General features: G+C 70.8%; 22 protein-coding genes. 10 read left to right on the plus strand and 12 right to left on the minus strand.

All coding sequences use genetic code 11. The features are described 5' to 3' along the window. Positions 1 to 16 precede the first annotated feature (16 nt). The 5 genes from Sfulv_RS30255 to clpS form a co-directional block, all read right to left on the minus strand. Positions 17 to 145, minus strand: a complete 129-nt coding sequence (locus tag Sfulv_RS30255) for a putative leader peptide (RefSeq protein ID WP_256669318.1) — start codon at positions 143 to 145, stop codon at positions 17 to 19. Positions 146 to 308: 163 nt separating this feature from the next. Further along, a complete protein-coding gene (locus Sfulv_RS10460; protein ID WP_173313437.1) occupies positions 309 to 731 on the minus strand; it encodes a M67 family metallopeptidase in 423 nt (140 codons plus the stop codon). 114 nt (positions 732 to 845) lie between these two features. Continuing rightward, complete coding sequence (locus Sfulv_RS10465; RefSeq protein ID WP_173313438.1) at positions 846 to 2,276, minus strand: amino acid permease; 1,431 nt, start codon at positions 2,274 to 2,276, stop codon at positions 846 to 848. A gap of 317 nt (positions 2,277 to 2,593) precedes the next feature. Continuing rightward, positions 2,594 to 3,178, minus strand: coding sequence for a DUF2017 domain-containing protein (locus tag Sfulv_RS10470; RefSeq protein WP_173313439.1), 585 nt, complete (start codon positions 3,176 to 3,178; stop codon positions 2,594 to 2,596). Positions 3,179 to 3,230: 52 nt separating this feature from the next. After that, entirely contained in the window at positions 3,231 to 3,539 is a 309-nt protein-coding gene (gene clpS, locus Sfulv_RS10475; RefSeq protein WP_173313440.1) for an ATP-dependent Clp protease adapter ClpS, read from the minus strand. An 89-nt stretch (positions 3,540 to 3,628) separates the two neighbouring features. Here clpS and Sfulv_RS10480 point away from each other — a divergent pair, with 89 nt between their 5' ends. Beyond that, complete coding sequence (locus Sfulv_RS10480; RefSeq protein WP_173313441.1) at positions 3,629 to 4,957, plus strand: nicotinate phosphoribosyltransferase; 1,329 nt, start codon at positions 3,629 to 3,631, stop codon at positions 4,955 to 4,957. A gap of 146 nt (positions 4,958 to 5,103) precedes the next feature. After that, positions 5,104 to 5,700: an isochorismatase family protein gene (locus Sfulv_RS10485; RefSeq protein WP_173313442.1), complete on the plus strand. Its 597-nt coding sequence runs from the start codon at positions 5,104 to 5,106 to the stop codon at positions 5,698 to 5,700. Between the two features lie 29 nt (positions 5,701 to 5,729). Here Sfulv_RS10485 and Sfulv_RS10490 read toward each other — a convergent pair whose 3' ends face one another. Then, on the minus strand, positions 5,730 to 6,077 hold the full coding sequence (locus Sfulv_RS10490) for a hypothetical protein (protein WP_173317743.1): 348 nt from the start codon (positions 6,075 to 6,077) through the stop codon (positions 5,730 to 5,732). Between the two features lie 120 nt (positions 6,078 to 6,197). Further along, positions 6,198 to 8,600 carry an immune inhibitor A domain-containing protein gene (locus Sfulv_RS10495; protein ID WP_173313443.1) on the minus strand — a complete coding sequence of 801 codons (2,403 nt, stop codon included), beginning with the start codon at positions 8,598 to 8,600 and terminating at the stop codon, positions 6,198 to 6,200. 366 nt (positions 8,601 to 8,966) lie between these two features. Between Sfulv_RS10495 and Sfulv_RS10500 the strand changes: the two genes are divergently transcribed. Beyond that, positions 8,967 to 9,281, plus strand: a complete 315-nt coding sequence (locus tag Sfulv_RS10500; RefSeq protein ID WP_173313444.1) for a hypothetical protein — start codon at positions 8,967 to 8,969, stop codon at positions 9,279 to 9,281. Positions 9,282 to 9,293: 12 nt separating this feature from the next. Here Sfulv_RS10500 and Sfulv_RS10505 read toward each other — a convergent pair whose 3' ends face one another. Continuing rightward, the gene (locus Sfulv_RS10505; protein ID WP_173313445.1) at positions 9,294 to 9,959 is read right to left on the minus strand and encodes an RDD family protein; all 666 of its coding nucleotides are present in this window, start codon (positions 9,957 to 9,959) and stop codon (positions 9,294 to 9,296) included. A 102-nt stretch (positions 9,960 to 10,061) separates the two neighbouring features. Then, the gene (locus tag Sfulv_RS10510; protein ID WP_173313446.1) at positions 10,062 to 11,795 is read right to left on the minus strand and encodes an RDD family protein; all 1,734 of its coding nucleotides are present in this window, start codon (positions 11,793 to 11,795) and stop codon (positions 10,062 to 10,064) included. Between the two features lie 226 nt (positions 11,796 to 12,021). On the opposite strand from Sfulv_RS10510, the gene Sfulv_RS10515 reads away from it, so the two are divergent. Next, the gene (locus tag Sfulv_RS10515) at positions 12,022 to 12,504 is read left to right on the plus strand and encodes an SsgA family sporulation/cell division regulator (RefSeq protein ID WP_173313447.1); all 483 of its coding nucleotides are present in this window, start codon (positions 12,022 to 12,024) and stop codon (positions 12,502 to 12,504) included. Between the two features lie 32 nt (positions 12,505 to 12,536). On the opposite strand, the gene Sfulv_RS10520 is transcribed toward Sfulv_RS10515, so the two are convergent. Then, the gene (locus Sfulv_RS10520) at positions 12,537 to 13,904 is read right to left on the minus strand and encodes an FAD-binding oxidoreductase (RefSeq protein WP_173313448.1); all 1,368 of its coding nucleotides are present in this window, start codon (positions 13,902 to 13,904) and stop codon (positions 12,537 to 12,539) included. A 97-nt stretch (positions 13,905 to 14,001) separates the two neighbouring features. On the opposite strand from Sfulv_RS10520, the gene Sfulv_RS10525 reads away from it, so the two are divergent. After that, positions 14,002 to 15,681 carry a tetratricopeptide repeat protein gene (locus Sfulv_RS10525; RefSeq protein ID WP_173313449.1) on the plus strand — a complete coding sequence of 560 codons (1,680 nt, stop codon included), beginning with the start codon at positions 14,002 to 14,004 and terminating at the stop codon, positions 15,679 to 15,681. Positions 15,682 to 15,750: 69 nt separating this feature from the next. Here the strand turns inward: Sfulv_RS10525 and hppD are convergent, their stop codons facing one another. Then, entirely contained in the window at positions 15,751 to 16,896 is a 1,146-nt protein-coding gene (gene hppD / locus Sfulv_RS10530; protein ID WP_173313450.1) for a 4-hydroxyphenylpyruvate dioxygenase, read from the minus strand. A gap of 137 nt (positions 16,897 to 17,033) precedes the next feature. On the opposite strand from hppD, the gene Sfulv_RS10535 reads away from it, so the two are divergent. The 5 genes from Sfulv_RS10535 to Sfulv_RS10555 are packed head-to-tail and all read left to right on the plus strand — an operon-like array spanning position 17,034 to position 21,268. Further along, the gene (locus Sfulv_RS10535) at positions 17,034 to 17,507 is read left to right on the plus strand and encodes an Lrp/AsnC family transcriptional regulator (RefSeq protein ID WP_173317745.1); all 474 of its coding nucleotides are present in this window, start codon (positions 17,034 to 17,036) and stop codon (positions 17,505 to 17,507) included. A gap of 15 nt (positions 17,508 to 17,522) precedes the next feature. Then, positions 17,523 to 18,170 (plus strand): ABC transporter permease, encoded by a 648-nt coding sequence (locus Sfulv_RS10540; RefSeq protein WP_173313451.1) that lies wholly within the window; start codon positions 17,523 to 17,525, stop codon positions 18,168 to 18,170. Continuing rightward, entirely contained in the window at positions 18,163 to 19,422 is a 1,260-nt protein-coding gene (locus Sfulv_RS10545; RefSeq protein ID WP_173313452.1) for a betaine/proline/choline family ABC transporter ATP-binding protein, read from the plus strand. The genes Sfulv_RS10540 and Sfulv_RS10545 overlap by 8 nt, the downstream gene beginning before the upstream one ends. Next, the gene (locus tag Sfulv_RS10550; protein ID WP_173313453.1) at positions 19,419 to 20,285 is read left to right on the plus strand and encodes an ABC transporter permease; all 867 of its coding nucleotides are present in this window, start codon (positions 19,419 to 19,421) and stop codon (positions 20,283 to 20,285) included. Before Sfulv_RS10545 ends, Sfulv_RS10550 begins: the two co-directional genes overlap by 4 nt. A 38-nt stretch (positions 20,286 to 20,323) precedes the next feature. After that, entirely contained in the window at positions 20,324 to 21,268 is a 945-nt protein-coding gene (locus tag Sfulv_RS10555; protein ID WP_173317746.1) for a glycine betaine ABC transporter substrate-binding protein, read from the plus strand. A 42-nt stretch (positions 21,269 to 21,310) separates the two neighbouring features. Here the strand turns inward: Sfulv_RS10555 and Sfulv_RS10560 are convergent, their stop codons facing one another. Then, entirely contained in the window at positions 21,311 to 22,111 is an 801-nt protein-coding gene (locus Sfulv_RS10560; protein ID WP_173317747.1) for a S16 family serine protease, read from the minus strand. Positions 22,112 to 22,206 lie beyond the last annotated feature (95 nt).

The raw sequence follows: 22,206 nt of genomic DNA on the forward strand, positions 1-22,206 counted from the left end.
CGCTCCGGTCCGCGGCTCAGACGGTGCGGCTCGCGGGCAGGCCGCAGCCGGGACAGATCGCGCTGGACAGCCTGCACAGGTCGACGTGCAGCCGCGCGACGAGCAGCATGCCCGGCGTCTTGTCGCTCACGTCATGGATAACCATGCGGTCATCGTATCGATTCCCACCCCGAAAACCCGAGTGTGATCCCACATGATGGATGGTATGCGTTCACACGATGGACAAGAGGCATGGAACGGCTTCCTGACTCCCGTTCCGCGTACGGGAGATGACTCTCCTGGGCGGGGTCCGGGAGTCAGGAGCGGGCTCAGTACGCCTCGACGACCTGGACGTCCTCTTCGGTGATCTCGCCGTCGACGATGCGGTACGAGCGGAACTGGAAGGGGCCCGCCTCGTCGGTGTCCGCGGTGGAGACGAGGACGTAGTGGGCCCCGGGCTCGTTGGCGTAGGTGAGGTCGGTGCGCGAGGGGTACGCCTCGGTCGCCGTGTGCGAGTGGTAGATGATCACGGGCTCCTCGTCGCGGTCGTCCATCTCGCGGTAGAGCTTCAGCAGGTCGCCCGAGTCGAACTCGTAGAAGGTGGGCGAGCGTGCGGCGTTGAGCATGGGGATGAAGCGCTCGGCGCGGCCCGTTCCTGCCGGACCCGCGACCACGCCACACGCCTCGTCGGGGTGGTCCGCGCGGGAGTGCGCGACGATCTGGTCGTACAGCGCCTGGGTGATGGTCAGCATGGCGCCCAGGATATGCGTGCGGGCCCGTCCGTACCGGGGAGTGGTACGGACGGGCCCACATGGTGGACACGGCCGTTGGGGCGGCCGGGCGTCCGGGGTGGCCTTCGAGCGGGGTCAGCGCTTGACGAAGGCGGTGTTCTCGGGGTTGCGGGCCTTGAGCACCAGGTAGGAGACGCCCAGGAGCAGGGCCCAGAGCGGGGCGCAGTACAGCGAGATCCTGGCGTCCTCGTCCACGGCCATCATCACGATGACGAGACCGATGAAGGCCAGCGCGAACCAGCTGGTGAAGGGGGCACCCGGGGCCCGGAAGCTGGACTGCGGCAGCTCGCCGCGGTCTGCCCTGGCGCGGTAGCGGAGCTGGGAGACCAGGATCATGATCCAGGCCCACATGCCGGAGATGGTCGCGAAGGAGACGACGTAGTTGAACGCCTCGCCCGGCCACTGGTAGTTGATCCAGACGCCGACGAGCATCAGCGCGGCGGAGAAGGTGGTGCCCACCAGCGGGAGGCCGTTCTTCGTCAGCCTGGTGAAGGACTTGGGACCCTGGCCGTTGAGCGCGAGGTCGCGGAGCATGCGGCCGGTGGAGTACATGCCGGAGTTGCAGGAGGAGAGCGCCGCGGTGAGGACGACGAAGTTGACGATGGCGGCGCCGACGCCGAGGCCCATCTGCTCGAAGGCGGCGACGAACGGGGAGACACCCGGCTTGAACGAGCTCCACGGCACCACGGAGAGGATCATGATCAGCGCGCCGACGTAGAAGACGGCGATGCGCCAGGGCACGGTGTTGATGGCCTTGGGCAGGACGGTCTGGGGGTCCTTGGACTCGCCCGCGGTGACGCCGACGAGCTCGACGGCGAGGAAGGCGAACATGACGATCTGGAGGGTCATCAGGGTGCCGCCGATGCCCTCGGGGAAGAATCCGCCGTCGTTCCAGAGGTTGGCGACGGTCGCGGTGTCCCCGGCGTCGGAGAAGCCGAGCGTGAGGACGCCGGCGCAGATCAGGATCATGCCGATGATCGCGGTGACCTTGACCATCGAGAACCAGAACTCGAGCTCACCGAAGAGCTTCACGGAGATCAGGTTGGCGCCGTACAGAATGACGGTGAAGACGAGCGCGGACAGCCACTGGGGAATGTCCCACCAGTACGTCATGTAGGTGGCGGCCGCGGTGACCTCGGTGATGCCGGTGACGACCCAGAACAGCCAGTACGTCCAGCCGGTCACGAATCCGAAGAACGGGCCGATGAACTCGCGGGCGTACTCCGCGAAGGAACCCGACACCGGCCGGTACATGAGGAGTTCGCCCAGGGACCGCATGATGAAGAAGATCACCAGGCCGGCGATGGCGTAGGCCAGGATGAGGCTGGGCCCCGCCCGGTCGATCGCCTTGCCCGCGCCCAGGAAGAGCCCCGTGCCGATGGCTCCGCCGATGGCGATCATCTGGATCTGCCGGGCTCCCAGTCCGCGCTGGTAACCCTCGCCCGCTGCTTCGGCACGCGCGGGCTCCTGCTCCGCGTGCCCCTTGTCGACCTGCGCCGATGTCATGGGTGGTGCGCCTTTCTCCACGCCGATCCGCGCCTTCTCAGGCTGCGGATCAGGTCCTGATCCCCCGGATATGGATGGAGTGCCTCCGGCGTTCGGCCGGTCCGCAGCGACCACGGGGACAGGGGTGACGTCCCCGGGCGGTCGTGAAGATTTATCACGTATGCCCCAGGGACCTGGAGTCATTGTGTGGCGCACACCACAGGAAAAAGCGGACAAGCGTTTCCCGGGGCGGCAAAAAAGGCCATACAGGTGACGCGATCGTTATTCGGATTTGAGCGTCCGTTGAGCGAACACCGAGGGCGCTGGTCGCGACCCGCTTACGGCATCAGGGTCTCGACCAGCGTCTCCTGGAGGGCGCCGAGCCAGAGGTAGGCCATCACCATGGGCTTGCGCGGGTCACTGTCCGGGAGGCGGTAGAGCGAGCTCTCGTCGGCGCCGTCCTCGTCGGAGACCTCCAGACGGGTGCCGATGGTGAGCCGCAGGTCGTTGAGCGAGCCGAGCCACTGGCGGCACTCCTCGGAGGTGAGCCTGAGCACGGCGCCGCCTCCGCCCGCGGGCGAGAGCGAGTCGAGCGTCCTGACGACGGCGAGGGCGTCGTCGCGCTTGCGGGTGCGCAGGTCGTTCTCGGTGAAACGGCGGAATTCGGCGGACGCCTCGCGCAGCTCCTTGTCCTGGTCGCCGTACGCCTCGGGGAAGAGCCGGGCCAGGGCGGGGTCGGACGGGGGTTCGCTGGGGCCTTCGGAGAAGAGCGCGGCGAGGGGGTCCTCGCCCTCGGCGGGTTCGTCACCCGGGCCGATCAGTTCCAGCAGCTGGACGGCGAGGGAGCGCAGGATGGCGGTCTCGACCTCGTCGAGCGCGACGGCCGCGCCGCCGCCGGGGGTGGCCTCGAAATGGCCGGCCATGGATTCTCCGATGGTGGGGCGGACGGAAGGGCGGGGCGGGGCGGCGAAGCGGCTAGTTGCGGTCCTGGGTCAGCGTCGCCCAGAGACCGTAGCCGTGCATGGCCTGGACATCGCGTTCCATCTCCTCGCGGCTTCCGCTGGAGACGACGGCGCGGCCCTTCAGGTGGACGTCCAGCATGAGCTTGTGGGCCTTGTCCTTGGAGTAGCCGAAGTACGCCTGGAAGACATAGGTCACGTAGCTCATGAGGTTGACCGGGTCGTTGTGGACCAGCGTCACCCAGGGGACGTCGGGCTCGGGGACGACGGAGGTCTCCTCGGCCGATTCAGGACGTTCGATCTCTACGGGGGCAGCAACGCTCACCTACCCCATGCTGCCACCCGGGAGGGCTCATCGCACAAACGGACCCTACATCTCGTCACTTTGACGAAATAGGGGGTAGCATCCGTGTCATGAACTCAGCGGACCTTGGGCGACGGGTCGGCGTGCCGTCGACCGCTCTCTTCACCGACCAGTACGAGCTCACCATGGTGCAGGCGGCCCTGAAGGCCGGCACCGCCGACCGGTACTCGGTGTTCGAGGCATTCACCCGGCGGCTGCCCGAGGGGCGCCGCTACGGAGTGGTCGGAGGCACCGGCCGGGTGCTCGACGCGGTGGAGAACTTCCACTTCGACGACGAGATGCTGGCCTTCCTCCGGGACCGGGACGTCGTCGACGCGCCGACCCTCCAATGGCTGGCCGACTACCGCTTCAGCGGTGACATCTGGGGCTACCCGGAGGGCGAGGTGTACTTCCCCGGCTCGCCGATCCTGCGGGTCGAGGGTTCCTTCGCCGAGTGCGTGCTGCTGGAGACCGTGATCCTCTCCATCCTCAACCACGACTCGGCGATCGCCGCAGCCGCCTCCCGGATGTCGGCCGCGGCCGGTGGCCGGGGGCTCATCGAGATGGGCGCCCGGCGCACGCACGAGCTGTCCGCCGTGGCGTCGGCCCGTGCCGCGTACGTCGGCGGCTTCGACACCACCTCCGACCTGGCCGCGGGGTTCCGGTACGGCATTCCGACCGTCGGTACCAGCGCCCACGCCTTCACCCTGCTCCACGACACCGAGCGGGACGCCTTCCAGGCGCAGGTGGACTCGCTCGGCCGGAACACGACGCTGCTGGTCGACACGTACGACGTGACCGAGGCGGTCCGTACGGCGGTGGAGATCGCCGGTACGGAGCTCGGGGCCGTACGGATCGACTCCGGGGACCTGCTCCTGGTCGCGCACCGGGTGCGCCAGCAACTGGACGAGCTGGGCGCCACCGGAACCAGGATCGTGGTCACGTCCGACCTGGACGAGTACGCCATCGCCTCGCTCGCGGCGGCTCCGGTCGACGCGTACGGGGTGGGGACGCAGCTGGTGACGGGCAGCGGCCACCCCACCTGTTCGATGGTCTACAAGCTGGTCGCCCGCGCCGGGTCCGCCGACCCGGCCGAGGAGCTGCGTCCGGTCGCCAAGAAGTCGCTGGGCGCCAAGTCCTCGGTGGGTGGCCGCAAGTGGGCGGCGCGCCGGCTGGACGAGCACGGGGTGGCGGAGGCCGAGGTGGTCGGGACCGGGCCGGTCCCGGCGGAGCTGGCCGACCGGCAGCTGCAGGTGGAGCTGGTGCGGGGCGGCGAGGTCGTGGCCCGGGAGCCGCTGGAGGCCGCCCGCACCCGGCACCTCGCCGCCCGCGGGGGGCTGCCGATGTCGGCGAGCCAGCTGTCCCGCGGCGAGCCGGTGATTCCGACCGAGCGCGTCTGAGGGGCGCCCGGTCCTCCGGGCGCCCGCCGGGGCCGCTGAGGCCCCGTTCACCGGGCGGACTTGATTGTGGGGCCGGAGTCTCTAGGCTCGAACCGTCCCCACCCGGCACGGCCGTCGCACCTCTCCCCCACCGAAGGACACCCGCCATGCACCGCGCGTTGATCGTCGTGGACGTCCAGAACGACTTCTGCGAGGGCGGCAGCCTCGCGGTGGCCGGCGGCGCCGACGTCGCCGCCGCCATCACCGACCTGATCGGTGAGGCCCAGCCCGGTTACCGCCATGTGGTCGCCACCCGGGACCACCACGTCGACCCGGGCGGGCACTTCTCGGACCGGCCCGACTTCGAGCACTCCTGGCCCGCCCACTGCGTCGCCGGTACGGAGGGGGTCGGCTTCCACCCGAACTTCGCCCCCGCCGTCGCGTCGGGCGCCATCGACACCGTCTTCGACAAGGGCGCGTACGCCGCGGCGTACAGCGGCTTCGAGGGCGTCGACGAGAACGGCGTCGGCCTCGCCCGGTGGCTGCGGGACCGCTCCGTCACCGAGGTCGACGTGGTGGGTATCGCGACCGACCACTGCGTCCGGGCGACGGCGCTCGACGCGGCCCGCGAGGGCTTCACCACGCACGTCCTGCTCGATCTGACCGCGGGGGTCGCCGAGGCGACCACGGAACGGGCGCTGAGCGAGCTGCGTACGGCTGGGGTGGCGCTCATCGGCAAGCCGGTGGTCCAGCCGGCCGCCTGAGCGCCGGACGGGCCCGGCGGCCGGCCCGCTCAGGCGGCGGGGCGGACCGGGCCCCCGTAGCCGCCGCCCGGCGCGAGCAGGGCTCGGATCGGGTGCCAGAGCTCCTGGCCGGTCTGCGGGGAGGCCCGCCACAGCAGGCCGTCCGGGTGGTGCAGCACGGCCGTGATCTCGTCCGGCGTGGGCGGCTGGGCGTTGCCGCGCAGGTAGACGGCGCGCAGCCCGAGGTTGCGCAGCCGGGTCAGGGCGCGCGCCCGGTTGGCCGCGTGGACCAGGACCCGGACGGGCGCCGCCGGAACCGTCACCTCGGCCGAGTGGGTCAGGGTGAGGGCCACCACCACCGTGCCGTTCGGCAACCTGCAGAAACCGCCGCCTGCCATCAGCGCTCCCCCATGAGACTTCACGTCAATAAGGATCTGAACAAGAGGCACCTAAACACGATCGGCCGCCGCCCGCTAGAGGGCGACGGCCGATCATGGTGTGACCTGCGGTGATACGAGTTACTTGGTCGACGGACCAACCAGGACGGTCATCGAGGAGCCGTTGCGCGGCTCGCTGACGATCGAGATCCGGGTGTTGGTGTCAGGAACCTTGACCCCGCCGGTCGGGTTCTCCGGGTACCAGTAGGTGCCCTTGCGGTCGTCGAAGAACGGCACCCCGCGCGAGGGCTTGATCTGGAGCGGCACGTCGGCGTTGTGGAGCGTGAAGCCGTCGGTGCGCTGCCAGCTGAACGGGGCGTCGAACGGCTGGATCTTGTTGCGCAGCAGCGATCCGTTGGCCCACTTCAGCGGCTCGGCGTGGGAGTCGACCGGAAGGATCAGCCCGTGGCCGTGGTGCTGGGAGGTGTTGTTGTCCTTCTGGGAGGTGTCCCAGAGCCACACCAGCAGACCGTTCTGGTACGGGTAGTGCTCGACCCAGTCGGGGCGGGTCGTGGAGAAGCCGAAGTTGTACGGGCCGACCTTGAGGGTCCTGTCGTACGAGACGTACTGGCGGTTCTCGGCGATGTAGTACTGCGGGTAGTCGTTGGTGAACGACGCGCCGATCCGCGAGAAGCCCTTGGCGGTCCAGCCGTTGTCGTCGCCCTCGGCGTTGTCCGAGAAGAGCACCTTGCCGTCGGCGGTCACCGTGATGGCGTCGGCCGTGAAGCCCTTGCCGCCCGCGCCGCCGTCCGTCTGGTAGCGGAAGCGCAGGTCGATCTTCTTGCCCGCGTAGGCGTCCAGGGAGTACGAGAGCTTCCTGTACGCGCCCGAGACGTAGGTGAGCGCCGGCTTGTCGCTGGCGTCACGCGGGATGGCCTTGCCGTCCGCCGTACCGTCGAGGGCGGTCCAGTCGGCGCCGCCGTTCTCGGACACCTCGGTGTAGAGGTAGTCGTAGTCGGCCTCGATGTCGTACCAGCCCGAGAGGTCCAGCGAGGCGGCGGACGTGCCGGTCAGGTCGACCGGGCGGGTCAGCGTGTTCGACAGGTCGTCGCCCATGTCGCTCCACCACTGCTTCGAGCCCTCGGCGGGCTTGGTGACAGAGGTGGTGACGGCCTTCTCCGGGAGCTCGACGACGAGCGCCTGCTTGTCCTTGGTGTTGTACGCGGACACGCCCAGCTTGTGCAGCGACTTCGTGCCCGCCTTGGCGGTGGCGTAGTCGAGCCAGCCCAGCTGGAGCTTGTCCCAGGCGGTCATGTCGCCCGGCAGGTTGCCGATCTCACCGGTGCCGGTGCCGAGCCAGGAGCCCGCAGACATCAGGGACCAGAAGCCGACCGAGTTCTCGCCGCCGCCGGAGGTGTCGTACAGGTCCGGGAGACCGAGGTCGTGCGCGTACTCGTGGGCGAAGACGCCCAGGCCGCCGTTCTCGGGCTGCGCGGTGTAGTCACCGACCCAGATGCCCGTGTCACCGATCTCGGCGCCGCCGGCCTTGTTGCCGGCCGGACCGGTCGCCCCGGCGTTGGTGCCGTAGGCGTACCAGCGGTGGGCCCAGAGGGCGTCGGTGCCCTGGGCGCCGCCGCCCGCCGACTCGTCCTCGCCGGCGTGGACCAGCTGGAAGTGGTCGATGTAGCCGTCGGACTCGTTGAAGTCGCCGTCGGCGTCGAAGTCGTAACGGTCCCACTGGTCGTACTGCGCCAGGTCCGTCTTGATCTGGTCGAGGGTGCGGCCCTTGGCCTTCTGGTCCGCGACCCAGGCGTTGACGCCGTCGCGCACCGTGTCCCACACGTTGGCGCAGTTGCTGCTGCCGCAGTAGTTGGAGCCGTAACGGGCCTCGTTGTACGGGACCTTGACCCAGTCCGAGACCTCGCCGTCGACCGAGTAGCGGCCGGAGGAGGTCTTCTCGTAGTAGGTCTTGAGCGAGTCGACGCCCTTGCCCTCGCCGAAGTACAGCTCCTGGAAGTGGGCCTGGTTGTAGTCGGCCTTCCAGGCGGTGCTGTTGTCCTTCGCCGGGTCGGGCTTTGCTATCTGGTTGTGCGCCGGGCCGGGCGTGCCGCCGTACTTCTTGACGGGCGGCCTGGGGCCGTCGCCGTCAGGGTCGAACATGGTGGTGTCGTCGACCTGGTCGCCGAACTCCACCAGGACGGTGAAGATCTTGTCGGTCTTCTCGCGGCCGAGCTCGACGTACTTCTTGTCGTCGAGCTTGACGACCTTGGAACCGTCGCGGTTCGAGACCTTCTTGTCTCCGGATATGACCTGCTCCAGGGCGGCCTGACGCTGCGCGTCCTGCTGCTTGCTGAAAGGTCCCTCCAGATCGTGGTCGTGCCCCTTCGCCGGAGCCGCCGGGTCACGGCGGTCGATGAGAGAAGCGGCGGAGCCCGAGGGCTGTTCGTCCGCCTGGGCGGTGCCGAAGGCCGATGCCGTGGCGGCACTCGCGGCCAGGGCCACGATCACCGCGGTGGTGCGGAGCGCACGTCTTGTAGTCGTCACTTGATGCAGTCCTCCCAGGCGCCCGCGTCCGCGGCCAGGGGGTTTCTGGAGGGCCGCGCGCGTAAACGCGTCACAAGTGACGACATTCGATCGGAGTTATCGAAGAAAAGACAGACCTTGACTTGGACACACCAAGTGCACTATGCAGGAGTCTCTTTCCGGTATCCGGACGTTCCCGGAATCGCAACGGGCGCGTTCCCCCTCGCGCCGACCAAGAACGTGACCCCGTGCGCCCCCGTGCATCGGCACCGGGTTAGGTCACGCTTACCGCACGTCCCGCTCGGGCATCCACCGTCGTAGAGTCGCTTGCCAGTGCGACCGTGTTGAGAGACCGCCCCAACCGACGTCCCGAGGACGGATACCGCCATGCCGCGTCCCACTGCCGCACAGCTCTCCTACGGTTCGGTCACCGTCGTCTTCTCGGCCCTCGCCATGCTGCTGCTCTCCGGCACGGGTTCGCTCGCCGGGGTCGCGGTCGTCTGCACCACGGCGCTCGCGCTCGGGCTGCTGGTGGCCGTGACCGTGCCGCTCCCGACGCGTACGGGAGGCGCGCGGAGCGCGGGCACCACGGCGTCGGCCCCGGCCGGCGTCCGCACCCCCCAGCCGGGCGGCGGAGCCCCGGCCCGGGTCCCCGCCGCCCGTGCCGCCGAGCGCGCCGGGCAGCACTCGCTGCGCCGCTGAGCCGCCGCGTCCCTACGGGACGGAGACCACCACCGTCTTGGCCGCCTTGTCCTGGAGTCCCTGCCGGTAGGGCTTGTCCGTGAACATCAGCACGATGTTGATCAGCCACCACAGACACGGGCAGCACAGCAGCGCCGGAAGCCACAGCACGACCGCGCGCATCAGCGCGGCACTGGTGTCGGGTACGCGCCCGTCGTTGAGCATCGCGACGCGCAGCCTCAGCAGCCGCTTCCCGATCGTCCGGCCGTCCTTCTTGGTCAGATAGGTGTCGTACGCGACGTAGACCACGAGACCGATCAGGGACCAGAGCAGCTGGTGCCCGCCGTACGAGTTGCTGACGGCCGAGGAGAAGTCCTCGTCACCGTTGTCGTTGGTGACGTCCACCGCGCCGCCGAAGGGCAGCGAGATCAGATACAGCGGGATCGAGATGATGAGGAAGTCGATCAGCCGCGCCAGGACGCGCTTGCCCGGTTCGGCGAGCGGCGGCATCCCGGCGAGCGGGTCGACGCCGCCGTACGGACCGCCGTACCCGCCGGGACCGTACGGCGGCGGAGGAGGCGGAGGCGGCACGCTGCCGTAGGGAGAACCGCCGGACGGCGGCGTCGGCTCCTGCGGCTTCTTGAGGAACGGATCGTCGTCCTCGGGCGGCTGGCCGGGCGTCGGCTGGTCGTTACTCATGGGGGCAGTGCATCCCGGCCCACCCACGCCCGCAACGGCTCAGGTGCGTTCGGGGGAACCCGCCACTCGGCCCACCGCTCGGCCCGCCACTCGGCCCACGGCTCAGCCCGCGACGAAGGTACGGGCCGCCTTGTCGTGCCAGCACTGGCGCCACGGCCGGTCGATGAGGCACCACAGCACGTTGAACACGCCGACCACCAGGATGCCCAGCACGCCGTAGACGAGCCAGCGGCGCAGGGCGGCGCCCACGGTGGGCGGGCCGTGGGACTCGATGTCGCGTACGTCCAGGCCGCAGAGTCTCTTGCCGATCGTGCGCCCCCACTTGGCGGTGGGCAGCGCTTCCAGGAGGAAGCCGAGGACGAGGAAGGCGCCGAGGACACCGCCGAACATGGCGGCCGTCGTGGAGTCGACCAGCCAGACGGTGACCGTCTCGCCGGACTGCTTGGCGGCTTCGATCTTGTCGTCGATGTGGGCCAGGGCATGGCTGACGAGCGGGAATCCGGCCGCGCCGACGACCGCGCCGAGCACGACGGTGTCCAGGACCCGGGCGACGAACCGCTTGCCGAGCCCGGCGGGCCTGGCCGACGTCCGGGCGCGGGCGAGCTGCTGGAAGTGGTCGTCGACAGGTGGCTTCCAGGGGATGACGGGCTGGTCGGGCCCGGCGCCCCGCTGCCCCTGGGGTTGCGGCTGTTGATGCGGCTGCGGTTGCTGCGGTTGCGGTTGCTGCGGTTGCGGTTGCTGCGGTGGGAACTGGTGCGGCGGTGCTGCCACCTGCTCGGGCTGGGCGAGCTGGTGCACCTGCTGCGCCCAGGACGCCGAACCGCCCCCGGGGCCGGGCGCGGGAGGCGTGGGCAGCGCCGGATGTACGGGGGCGGGGGCGAGGGCCGCGTAGATCTGGCCGTGGGGCTGGTTACCGGCTGCCTGCGGGGCCTGTTGGATCTGCGGAGTTCGTGGGGCCTGCGGGATCTGCGGCCGCGGTCCCGAGGGCGGTACCTGCCGCAGTGCGGGGGCCGGGGCCGGGGCCGGGGCCGGGGCCGGGGCGACGGGCTGCGGAGTGATGGGCTGCGGGACGGCGGGCTGTGGGGCGGCGGGGCCCGTCGCGCGGATCGTCATCGTCCCGTCCGCGGGCACGGGCACGGGCCCTCCCCGGCCCCTGCCGCCCCGGCCTCCCGTGGCGCGGATAGTGACCGTCCCGTCTGCCGGGGGGACTACCGCGGCAGCCGCCGGCCGGTCGGACCGGACGACCATGGTCCCGTCCACGACGGGCGCACTCGCCTCCCGCACCCCGTCCCGCATCCCCGGCAGCGCGCCGCCGGCCGGGTCCTGCCCCACGGGGCTGCGGGGGTCGGCGGGGGCGCGCTCGGCCGGGGCCCGGTCCACGGGGGCGCTGTCGGCAGGTGTCCGGGCGTCGGGTGTGCGGGCTTCAGGTGTACGGGCGTCGTCGGCCGGCTGGGCGCCGCCCCAGGAGACCCGGTGGTCGCGCTCGCCGCCGAAGCCGGCCTGGCGGGAGGTGTCGGCCTGCCAGGCGGGCCCCGCCTCCGAGCGGTTGCCCACGGCCGGTTCGCCGTCGGTCTGGTGCACCTCGCTTGCGTCGTCGACCTCGTCGAAGAAGACCGGTCCTGTCTCCTCCACCGCGGCGGCCCGCTGCGCCGGCGCGGCAGCCTGATCCGAGGGCGGCGGCACGGCGGCCCTCTCACTCTGCCGGGGCGCCGGCCGGCTCGTACCGGGGACCCACGAGGCGCCGTTCCAGTACCGGACGTAACCGGGAATGGACGGGTCGGGGTAGTACCCCTCGCGGGGGCTGTCGTCACCGGGTGCCGGGGTTGGCGCGCTCATCACCGTGGTCCCGTATCTCTCTTCGAGGTCTCAGACCGTCTGTACAAGGGTCCACATCTATCAGACGGCCGCCCGCCCCCGGGCCGGTCCCGGAGTTTGACCCTTCTCCGGGGAAAAACTGAAGTTCCTTCGGAAAGTCGCGTAACAGGTGGCAGGGAGGGCGGTCTCTCCTTGTGCGGGCCGGTCGTGGGACCGGCCACCGAGCATCGGAAGGTCGTGCGCTCTCATGCTGGACGTCGTGGAACGTGAGCTGGAACTGAAGCTTGTCCTGTCACCCGAGCGGTCCATTCCCGTCCCGGCCCGCCTGAGTTACCGCACCGCGGACCCGTACGCCGTGCACATCACGTTCCACATCGGCTCCGAGGCCCCCGTGCACTGGACGTTCGCGCGCGAACTCCTGGTGGAGGGCGTGTTCCGGCCGTGCGGGCACGGGGACGTGCGGATCTGGCCGACGAAGATCGACGAGCGCGACCTCATCTGTGTCGCCCTCACCTCACCAGACGGCAACGCCCTGCTCGAGGTGCCGTCAGCCGCCGTGTCCGCGTGGGTGGAGCGGACGCTGCGCGTGGTGCCGCCCGGTACGGAGCGCGAGCGGCTGGGTCTGGACGACGCGCTCGCGGACCTGCTGGCGCCGCTGCCCGCCGACGACCTGTGGCTGAGCGACCCGTGGCCGTCCGACGAGTCCCCGGCGCAGGACGGGGAGCTCTGAGGACGCGGAGGGGAGGGCGAGGGGTGCGCGGGTCAGAAGAGCTTGCCCGGGTTGAGGAGCCCCAGCGGGTCGAACGCGGCCTTGATGCCGCGCTGCAGCTCGATGCCGACTTCGCCCAGTTCCCGGGCGAGCCACTCCTTCTTCAGTACGCCGACGCCGTGCTCACCGGTGATGGTCCCGCCCAGTCCGAGGCCGAGGGCCATGATCTCGTCGAACGACTCGCGGGCCCGGCGGGACTCGTCGGCGTCGGTGTGGTCGAAGCAGACGACGGGGTGCGTGTTGCCGTCTCCCGCATGGGCGCAGACGCCGATGGTGAGGCCGTACTTCTCGGCGATGGCGGCGGTCCCTTCGAGCATCGCGCCGAGCTTCGAGCGCGGCACGCACACGTCGTCGATCATGGTGGCGGAGCTGATGGTCTCCAGGGCGGTGAGCGACATGCGGCGGGCCTGAAGGAGCATCTCCGACTCCGCGGTGTCCTCGGCCGGGACCACTTCGGTGGCTCCGGCGGCGGTGCACAGCAGCCCCACGGCGGCCAGGTCCGCCGCCGGGTCGGAGGTGTCGAAGGCGCACAGCAGCAGCGCCTCGGTGGTTTCGGGGAGGCCCATGCCGGCCATCGCGTTGACGGCGCGGACCGTCGTACCGTCCATCAGTTCGAGGAGTGAAGGGGTGTGGCCGGCCTCCATGATCCGGCAGACCGCGTCGCAGGCGGCCGCCGCGGAGCCGAACTCGGCGGCCAGGGCGAGCTGCCGGGGCGGCTGCGGTTTCAGCGCGAGGACCGCCCCGACGACGATCCCGAGGCTGCCCTCGGAGCCCACGAAGAGCCGGGTGAGGTCGTACCCGGCGACGCCCTTGGCGGTGCGGCGGCCGGTGGTGAGCAGGCGTCCGTCGGCGAGGACGACGTCCAGGCCGAGTACGTACTCGGCGGTGACCCCGTACTTCACGCAGCACAGTCCGCCGGATGCCGTGCCGATGTTCCCCCCGATGGTGCACGTCTCCCAGCTGGAGGGGTCCGGCGGATAGCACAGACCGTGCTCGTTCACCGCGCGCGACAGCACCGCGTTGATGACGCCCGGCTCGACGACGGCGATCCGGTCGACCGGGTTGATCTCCAGAATCCGGTCCATCCTGACCAGGGACAGCACGACGCAGCCCTCGGATGCGTTGGCCGCGCCCGACAGCCCGGTGCGCGCGCCCTGCGGGACGACCGGGACGCGCAGGGCCGTGGCCGTGCGCATGACGTGCTGGACCTGCTCGACCGTGCGGGGGAGCACGACGACGGCGGGTGTGCCCGCCTCGCAGAAGCTCGCCATGTCGTGGGCGTACGAGGCGGTGACGTCGGGGTCGGTGAGCAGTGCCTCGGCGGGCAGACCGGCACGGAGCCGTTCGAGAAGATCGTCCATGTTTCAAGACTGGCACCCGGGGCCAAAGGTGTGAACCCGTCTGCGGCGGCCTCCCCAAGGCGCGGTGTGCTCTTCGTACTGACGCAGAGTGATCGGTATGGATGTCATGCCGCAGCAGGACCCGGAATCCCGTCAGCCGCCCGGCCCCTACGACTCCCCGTCCGGCGCCTCCGCGTTCGCGCCGGAGGGCGCGACGGCCCTCGCACCGCCTGCCCCCACGCTGCGGACGACCCTGCGCCGTGCCGCGCTGGGGGCGGTGGCGGCGGCGGTGCTCGTGACGGGGGCGGTGGTGGCCGTGCCGGAGAACCGCAGGGACACCGGGCCGCGCCTGCCCGGGCCGGCCGAAAGGGCGCGGGAGGCGAGCGCGGCGGGCTCCCCCGCCGCGCTCACGGATCTCACGGCCCTGATCGGGGACCGGCGGAAGTGGGTGGCCGGGCACCCGGAGGACGCGCAGTCGTGGGCGGTGCTCGGTTCGGCGTACGTGGAGTGGGGGCGGCGCACCGCGGACGCGGCGTCCTACACGCGGGCGGAGGAGGCACTGCGGCGTTCGCTGGACGCGCGTCCCGGGGAACGCGGCAACGGGGAGGCGTGGGCGGGCCTGGCGGCGCTCGCCAACGCGCGGCAGGACTTCCTCGCGGCGAAGAAGTGGGGCGAGGCGGTGAGGGCGCGGGAGCCGAAGACGTGGCGGGCGTACGACGTCCTGATCGACGCGTACAACGGCCTGGGCGACTACAAGGCGGCCGGGGAGGCGACGGAGGAGTTCGGCCGGCTCCGCAAGGGGGTGCCGGCCCTGGTCCGTACGGCGCAGATGTACCGCGACAGGGGGTGGCGCGAGGACGCGCTCGCCACCGCGCAGGAGGCGGCGGACCGGGCGACCACCCTGGCGGGGAAGGCGGAGGCCCTGCACCGGCTGGGCGAGCTGGCCTGGGAGCGCGGTGAGCCGGCGGAGGCCCTGGCCCAGTACGACGCGGCCCTGCGCACCGACGGCGGTCAGCACGCCTCGCACGCGGGCCGGGCCCGCGCGCTGGCGGCCCTGGACCGGGCGGACGAGGCGCTGGCGGCGTACCAGACGGCGGTGGAGAAGCTGCCCCGCCCGGAGTACGTGCTCGAACTGGGCGAGCTGTACGAGTCCCTGGGCCTGGACGGCGACGCCCTCACCCAGTACACGAAGCTGCGCGGGATGCTGGAGCGGGCGAGGACCGCCGGGGTGAACGAGACCCTGGTCCTGGCCCGCCTGGAGACGGACCACGGCGACGCGGCGGCGGCGGTGGAGCTGCTGCGCGCGGAGTGGGCCCGCCGGCACCGCAGCGCCGCGGTGGCGGACGCCCTGGGATGGGCGCTGCACCGGTCGGGGGACTCGGCGCGGGCGGTGGAGTACGCCCGCAAGGCCATGGAGACGGGCGTCAGGAACGCCTCGTACGCGTACCACCTGGGTGTCATCGAACGGGAGCTGGCCCGGTACGGTCCGGCCCGCCGTCACCTTGAGGAGGCCCTGCGCACCAACCCGGCGTTCTCGCCGCTGGCCGCGCCCCTGGCAAAGGACGCCCTGGCCGCCCTCGGCGACCTGGCGGACGGCGGTCCGAAGGACGTGCGGCCCGCCACCCCTCCGGCGACGGCCCCGGAACCTGCCCCCGAACCGACGGCGTCGGCGTCGGCCCCGCCGGAGCGGACGCCCCCGTCCCGGGCGCCGGAGCGGACGTCCTCCGCATCCGCCGGCCGGACGGCTCCCGCCCCGGCCGGCACGGCCCCGTCCGCCGGCGCGTCCGGGGGGCGGTGACCGCGGTCCTGGCGGCGGCTGCGCGGGGAACGGGCCCCGTGCGGGGCCCGTCGCGCTGACCCGGCAGGGTCAGAGGTTGCCGCGCTTCTCCTGCTCGCGCTCGATCGCCTCGAACAGGGCCTTGAAGTTGCCCTTGCCGAATCCCATCGAGCCGTGGCGTTCGATCATCTCGAAGAAGACCGTCGGGCGGTCCTGGACCGGCTTGGTGAAGATCTGGAGCAGGTAGCCGTCCTCGTCGCGGTCGACCAGGATCTTCAGCTCGCGCAGGGTCTCCACCGGCACGCGGGTCTCGCCCGCCCACTCGCCGAGCGTGTCGTAGTACGAGTCGGGGGTGTCCAGGAAGGCGACGCCCGCCGCGCGCATCGAGCGGACCGTGGCGACGATGTCGTTCGTGGCCAGCGCGATGTGCTGGACGCCGGCGCCGCCGTAGAACTCCAGGTACTCGTCGATCTGCGACTTCTTCTTCGCGATGGCGGGCTCGTTGATCGGGAACTTGACCTTGAGCGTGCCGTCGGCGACGACCTTCGACATCAGGGCGGAGTACTCGGTGGCGATGTCGTCGCCCACGAACTCCTTCATGTTGGTGAAGCCCATGACGTTGTTGTAGAAGGCCACCCACTCGTTCATCCGGCCCAGCTCGACGTTGCCCACGCAGTGGTCGATGGCCTGGAAGGTGCGCTTGGCCGGCGGCGCGACGATCGGGGCGGCGGCGGCGAAGCCCGGCAGGTAGGGGCCGTCGTAGCCGCCGCGCTCGACGAGGGTGTGGCGGGTCCTGCCGTACGTCGCGATGGCGGCCAGGACCACCGTGCCGTGCTCGTCCTGGACTTCGTAGGGCTCGGCGATGCCCCGGGCGCCGTGCTCCACCGCGTAGGCGTACGCGGCGCGCGCGTCCGGGACCTCGATGGCCAGGTCGACCACGCCGTCACCGTGTTCGGCGACGTGCTCCTCCAGGAAGCGGCCGTGGTCGGTGGACGCCTTGATGACCGAGGTCAGGACGAAGCGGGCGGCTCCGTTGGTCAGGACGTAGCTCGCGGTCTCCCGCGAGCCGTTCTCCGGTCCGGAGTAGGCGACGAGCTTCATGCCGAACGCCGTCGAGTAGTAGTGCGCGGCCTGCTTGGCGTTGCCCACGGCGAAGACGACCGCGTCCATTCCCTTGACCGGGAAGGGATCGGCCTGCCGGGCGGTGTCGGGGCTGGTATGCAGAGTCTCAGTCATGTCCGAAGGTTCCCGCCGCTTCGCAAGGTGCGCAACAGTTCGCGATCCGACTGGTCAATCTGTGCAGCGGGGGTGCCGTCAAGGTCGGCGATCTGTACATGATGACCATCACTTACTCGACCCCCTGGAGGCGGACCGTGACGATCGACCGGCTGGACGGACGGCTCATCGTGCTGCTGGCCCGGGAACCCCGTATCGGAGTGCTTGAGGCGTCCCGGCGTCTCGGGGTGGCGCGCGGGACCGTGCAGGCCCGGATGGACCGCCTTCAGTCGAACGGGGTAATCCGGGGCTTCGGTCCCGACGTGGACCCGGCGGCGCTCGGCTACCCGGTCACCGCCTTCGCCACGCTGGAGATCAAGCAGGGCCAAGGGGCCGACGTACGGGCGCATTTGGGCGGTGTGCCGGAGGTGCTGGAGCTGCACACCACGACCGGGCACGGCGACATGCTGTGCCGGCTCGTCGCCCGCTCGAACGCCGATCTTCAGCGGGTGATCGACCTGGTCGTCGGTTTTGATGGCATTGTCCGGGCCTCCACGGCGATCGTCATGGAAAACCCGGTTCCGCTCCGCATCATCCCGCTGGTCGAGCAGGCTGCGGAGGACACCGACTGAGCCGGGGAGTGACGTGTGAGCTTCTGGGAGTACCTGGGAAATAGGCACCAGCAACTGCTCACCGACGCCTTCCAGCACGTCAGTGCCGTCTTCCAGTGCATGGTCATCGCCACCGTGCTGGGCGTCCTGATCGGGGTGGCCGGCTACCGCAGCGGCTGGGGCGGGTCCCTGGCCGTCACCTCGACGGCGACGATCCTGACCATCCCCTCCCTCGCCGCGATCGGTCTGCTGATCCCGCTGGTGGGTCTCGGCGTGCCCCCCACCGTCATCGCGCTGACGCTGTACGGGCTGCTGCCCGTCGTCCGCAACTCCATCGTCGGGCTGCGCGGCGTCGATCCGTCCCTCGTGGACGCGGCGACGGGTATCGGGATGTCGCGGATCGCCCGGCTGTGCCGGGTGGAGTTGCCGCTCGCCTGGCCGCCGATCCTGACCGGTATCCGGGTCTCGACGCAGATGCTGATGGGGATCGCCGCCATCGCCGCGTACGCCTCCGGCCCCGGCCTCGGCAACGAGATCTTCCGCGGGATCGCCTCACTGGGCAGCGCCAACGCGATCAACCAGGTCCTTGCCGGCACGCTCGGCATCGTCGTACTCGCCCTGCTCTTCGACGCCGCGTACGTCCTGCTCGGGCGGCTGACCATCCCCAGGGGTATCCGTGTCTGAGACTACGACCGGTGCCGGGCCCGGCAGCACGGCGACATCCGGCGCCCCCATCCGGCTGGAGAATCTGACCAAGGCGTATCCGGGCAGTGCGAGCCCCGCGGTGGACAACGTCTCGATGGAGATCAAGGCCGGTGAGACGGTCGTCTTCGTGGGGCCCTCCGGCTGCGGGAAGTCCACCACGCTGAAGATGATCAACCGGCTGATCGAGCCGACGTCCGGGCGGATCAGGATCGGCGACGAGGACGTCACCGACATCGACCCGGTGAAGCTCCGCCGCAAGATCGGGTACGCGATCCAGTCCTCCGGCCTCTTCCCGCACATGACGGTCGCGGAGAACATCGCGCTCGTACCGAAGATGGCCGGCTGGTCGAAGTCGCGGGTGAAGGACCGGGTCGAGGAGATGCTCGATCTGGTGGGACTCGATCCGCGGGAGTTCCACGGGCGGTATCCGCGGCAGCTGTCGGGTGGTCAGCAGCAGCGGGTGGGGGTGGCGCGGGCGCTGGCCGCCGATCCGCCGGTACTGCTGATGGACGAGCCGTTCGGCGCCGTCGACCCGATCACCCGCGACCACCTCCAGGACGAGCTGATCCGGCTCCAGCACGAGCTCCACAAGACGATCGTGTTCGTCACCCACGACTTCGACGAGGCGATCAAGCTGGGCGACCGGATCGCGGTGCTGCGGGAGCGTTCGCACATCGCCCAGTTCGACACCCCCGAGGCGATCCTCACCAATCCGACGGACGACTTCGTGTCCGGTTTCGTGGGCGCGGGCGCGGCCCTCAAGCGGCTCAACCTCACGCGGGTACGGGATGTGGGGATCGCGGACTTCCCCACCGTGACGGTCGACGACCCGCTCCAGTCGATCTTCAACAAGCTGCGCAACGGCCCGCACAACGAGCTGCTGATGCTGGACCGCAGGAACCGTCCGTACAAGTGGCTGCGGCGCGGCGACCTGATGCGGGCGCGCGGGTCGCTGGCCCGGGCCGGGCAGCTGGTGCACGACACGGTGACGCGCGACGCGACGCTGCACGACGCCCTGGAGGCGGTGCTGACCGACAGCGGCGGCCGGGTGGCGGTGACGGGGCGGCGCGGGGAGTTCATCGGGGTCGTCGACATGGTGACGCTGATGAACTCCGTGCAGGAGCTCCTGGAGGCCGACCGGCTCACCGCGATCGAGCACGAGCACGACCTGGAGGAGCTGCGGGCCCACCGGACCGGACAGGAGCTGGAGGGGGGTGGCACCACCCCATGAGTCCGAGCCATCAGGCGCCTGGCGGGCGCGGGGTGCCGGGGACGCGACCGCCCGGCGAGCACGACGTGGGCGGCCAGGCATTCCGCGACGAGGAGGAGTACCCCTCGCCGGTACCGGCCGGCCCGCCGCGGCGGATCACCTGGCGCAAGCTGGTACCGGTGCCGCTCGCCCTCGCGGCGATCCTGGCCCTCACCTACCTGTGGATCACCGGCGTCCACCTGGACTCGATCGCGAGGAACTCGCTGGACGACGGCAACGTGCGGCTGCGGGTCTGGCAGCACATCAGGCTGACGGCTGTCTCGACCTTCTGGGTGCTGGTCATCGCGATCCCCCTGGGCATCGCGCTGACCAGGCGGAGGCTGCGCCGGGGCGCCCCGGTGGTCACGGCCGTCGCCAACGTCGGGCAGGCCACGCCTGCGATCGGGCTGCTGGCCCTGCTGGTGATCTGGCTCGGTATCGGCCCGTCCACGGCGATCATCGGCATGGTGATCTACGCGGTGCTCCCGGTGCTGTCCAACACGGTGGCCGGTCTGAGATCGATCGACCCGACGCTGGTCGAGGCCGCGCGCGGGATCGGGATGTCGGGCGTGGGGGTGCTCGCGAAGGTGGAGCTGCCGCTCGCCGTACCGCTGATCCTGGCGGGGGTGCGGACGGCCCTGGTGCTGAACGTGGGTACGGCGACGCTGGCCACGTTCGGCGGCGGCGGCGGGCTCGGTGACCTGATCACGTCGGGCATCCAGACGCAGCGCATGCCGGTCCTGGTGCTCGGTTCCGTCCTCACGGTGGTGCTGGCGCTGCTGGTGGACTGGATGGCCTCGCTGGTCGAGGTGTCGCTGACTCCGCGTGGTTTGGAGGCACCGTGAGAGCGGGCCGACGCGCGGTCAGGGCCGCGCTCGCCGGGATGGTGGTGGCGTCGGTGGCACTCGCCGGGTGCGGGCTGAAGAGCGGTTCGCCGATGGTGGACGAGGTGGAGCCCGGCTCGGTCGGTGCGGGCGAACCGCTCAGGGGCGCTTCCCTGACCGTCACCTCGAAGAACTTCAGCGAGAACATCGTTCTCGGCCAGATGATCGGGCTGGTCTTCAAGGCGGCCGGCGCGGAGGTCCTGGACCGGACGAACCTGCCGGGCTCGATCAGCGCCCGCGAGGCGATCATCCAGGGTGACGCCGACGCGATGTACGAGTACACGGGCACCGCGTGGATCACCTACCTCGGCCGGGCGAAGCCGATCGTCGACCCGCGCAAGCAGTGGGAGGCGGTGCGTGCCCAGGACCGCCGGAACGGGGTGACGTGGCTGCCGCAGTCCACCCTCGACAACACCTACGCGCTGGCGATCAGCCGGAAGAACAACGCCAGGTACGGGCTGCGGACCCTCTCGGACGTCGCCGAGCTGGTGAAGAAGGACCCGGGCGCGGTGACGGTCTGCGTGGAGAACGAGTTCGCCGCGCGCGACGACGGTCTGCCGGGCATGGAGAAGGCGTACGGGATGAAGGTCCCGGCCGCCGGCATCCAGAAGATGGACGCCGGGATCATCTACACCCAGGTGTCGCAGTCCGACTCCTGCCTGCTCGGTGAGGTGTTCACCACGGACGGGCGGATCAAGGCGATGGATCTGGAGGTGCTGGAGGACGACAGGCACTTCTTCCCCAACTACAACGCGGCCCCGGTCATCCACGCGGCGACCTCCGAGGAGTACCCGGAGATCGCGGACCTGCTGGACCCGGTCAGCAGGAAGCTGACGACGGAGGTGGCGCAGGAGCTCAACGCCAGGGTGGACGTGGAGGGGGAGGACCCGCACGAGGTGGCGAAGGAGTGGCTGGTCGGGGAGGGGTTCATCCGGGAGGGGTGAGGCTTGCGGTGGAGGAACCGGGACCGGCTGCCGGGAAGGGCGTCAACAGCTCGGGACCTCTCCCCCCTGCTCCAGCGCCCGCAGAGCGGACACCGCACCGCTCAGCGTGGTGACGGGAACGAGCCGCAGGCCCTTCGGCAGCTCCGCCCGCGCCTCCCCGCACTCGGCCTTCGGCACGAGGAAGACCGTCGCCCCGTCACGGCGCGCGGCCTGGGTCTTCAGGGAGACGCCGCCGACGGCGCCGACCTTGCCGTCGGCGCTGATCGTGCCGGTTCCGGCGATGCTGCGGCCACCGGTGAGATCGCCGCCCGCGCCGTCGCCCACCAGCTTGTCGATGATGCCGAGCGAGAAGAAGAGCCCGGCGCTGGGCCCTCCCACGTCGGCGAGGTTCAGGGTGACGTCGATGGAGCCGGAGTCCTTGCCGAGGTGGGCGAGGGCCGCGTCGACGGCGACGTTCTGCGACTCCTTCATGTCCCGGAGGTTGTGCCGCTCGATCTCCTTCTCGGAGCCGCCGGTCGGGTAGACGGCGTCCCGGGGCATGACCGCCCGGTCCGTCCTGAACCAGCTGTCGATCACGTCGCCGACGCGCACGTCGGCGGACGGCCCGGTGGCGACGATCGTCGTCATCCGGAGCCGGCCCTCGGTGGTCCGCGTCGGGGCGCCCTCGATGGTGATCACCGGTTTCCCGTGGTCGTTGCCGAGGACATCCGCGGTCAGCCCCGGCTCCGCCAGGGTGAACGGGAGCGGCGCGAAGGCCGCCGTACCGAACACCGCGAGGACGGGCAGTGCGCAGAGGGCGAGCGCGCGGGGCGCGAGAGACGAGAGAGCACCCGCCCAATCTATCTGCCGTGCCCGGGTGCGGGGCGGGCGCCGCCGTGCCGCGCTCCCGGCGCGGACGGTCCCGGTGCGAGCGGGGTCCGGTCCGGCGGCCGGGCGTG

This window comes from Streptomyces fulvorobeus (genome assembly GCF_013167895.1).
GTDB lineage: Bacteria > Actinomycetota > Actinomycetes > Streptomycetales > Streptomycetaceae > Streptomyces > Streptomyces fulvorobeus.

Bases quoted from the DNA above. Each gene is read 5' to 3' on its own strand.
- Sfulv_RS30255 (WP_256669318.1), bottom strand. From the start codon at position 145: ATGGTTATCCATGACGTGAGCGACAAGACGCCGGGCATGCTGCTCGTC.
- Sfulv_RS10460 (WP_173313437.1), bottom strand. From the start codon at position 731: ATGCTGACCATCACCCAGGCGCTGTACGACCAGATCGTCGCGCACTCC.
- Sfulv_RS10465 (WP_173313438.1), bottom strand. From the start codon at position 2,276: ATGACATCGGCGCAGGTCGACAAGGGGCACGCGGAGCAGGAGCCCGCG.
- Sfulv_RS10470 (WP_173313439.1), bottom strand. From the start codon at position 3,178: ATGGCCGGCCATTTCGAGGCCACCCCCGGCGGCGGCGCGGCCGTCGCG.
- Sfulv_RS10480 (WP_173313441.1), top strand. From the start codon at position 3,629: ATGAACTCAGCGGACCTTGGGCGACGGGTCGGCGTGCCGTCGACCGCT.
- Sfulv_RS10485 (WP_173313442.1), top strand. From the start codon at position 5,104: ATGCACCGCGCGTTGATCGTCGTGGACGTCCAGAACGACTTCTGCGAG.
- Sfulv_RS10490 (WP_173317743.1), bottom strand. From the start codon at position 6,077: ATGGCAGGCGGCGGTTTCTGCAGGTTGCCGAACGGCACGGTGGTGGTG.
- Sfulv_RS10500 (WP_173313444.1), top strand. From the start codon at position 8,967: ATGCCGCGTCCCACTGCCGCACAGCTCTCCTACGGTTCGGTCACCGTC.
- Sfulv_RS10505 (WP_173313445.1), bottom strand. From the start codon at position 9,959: ATGAGTAACGACCAGCCGACGCCCGGCCAGCCGCCCGAGGACGACGAT.
- Sfulv_RS10510 (WP_173313446.1), bottom strand. From the start codon at position 11,795: ATGAGCGCGCCAACCCCGGCACCCGGTGACGACAGCCCCCGCGAGGGG.
- Sfulv_RS10515 (WP_173313447.1), top strand. From the start codon at position 12,022: ATGCTGGACGTCGTGGAACGTGAGCTGGAACTGAAGCTTGTCCTGTCA.
- Sfulv_RS10520 (WP_173313448.1), bottom strand. From the start codon at position 13,904: ATGGACGATCTTCTCGAACGGCTCCGTGCCGGTCTGCCCGCCGAGGCA.
- Sfulv_RS10525 (WP_173313449.1), top strand. From the start codon at position 14,002: ATGGATGTCATGCCGCAGCAGGACCCGGAATCCCGTCAGCCGCCCGGC.
- hppD (WP_173313450.1), bottom strand. From the start codon at position 16,896: ATGACTGAGACTCTGCATACCAGCCCCGACACCGCCCGGCAGGCCGAT.
- Sfulv_RS10550 (WP_173313453.1), top strand. From the start codon at position 19,419: ATGAGTCCGAGCCATCAGGCGCCTGGCGGGCGCGGGGTGCCGGGGACG.
- Sfulv_RS10555 (WP_173317746.1), top strand. From the start codon at position 20,324: ATGGTGGTGGCGTCGGTGGCACTCGCCGGGTGCGGGCTGAAGAGCGGT.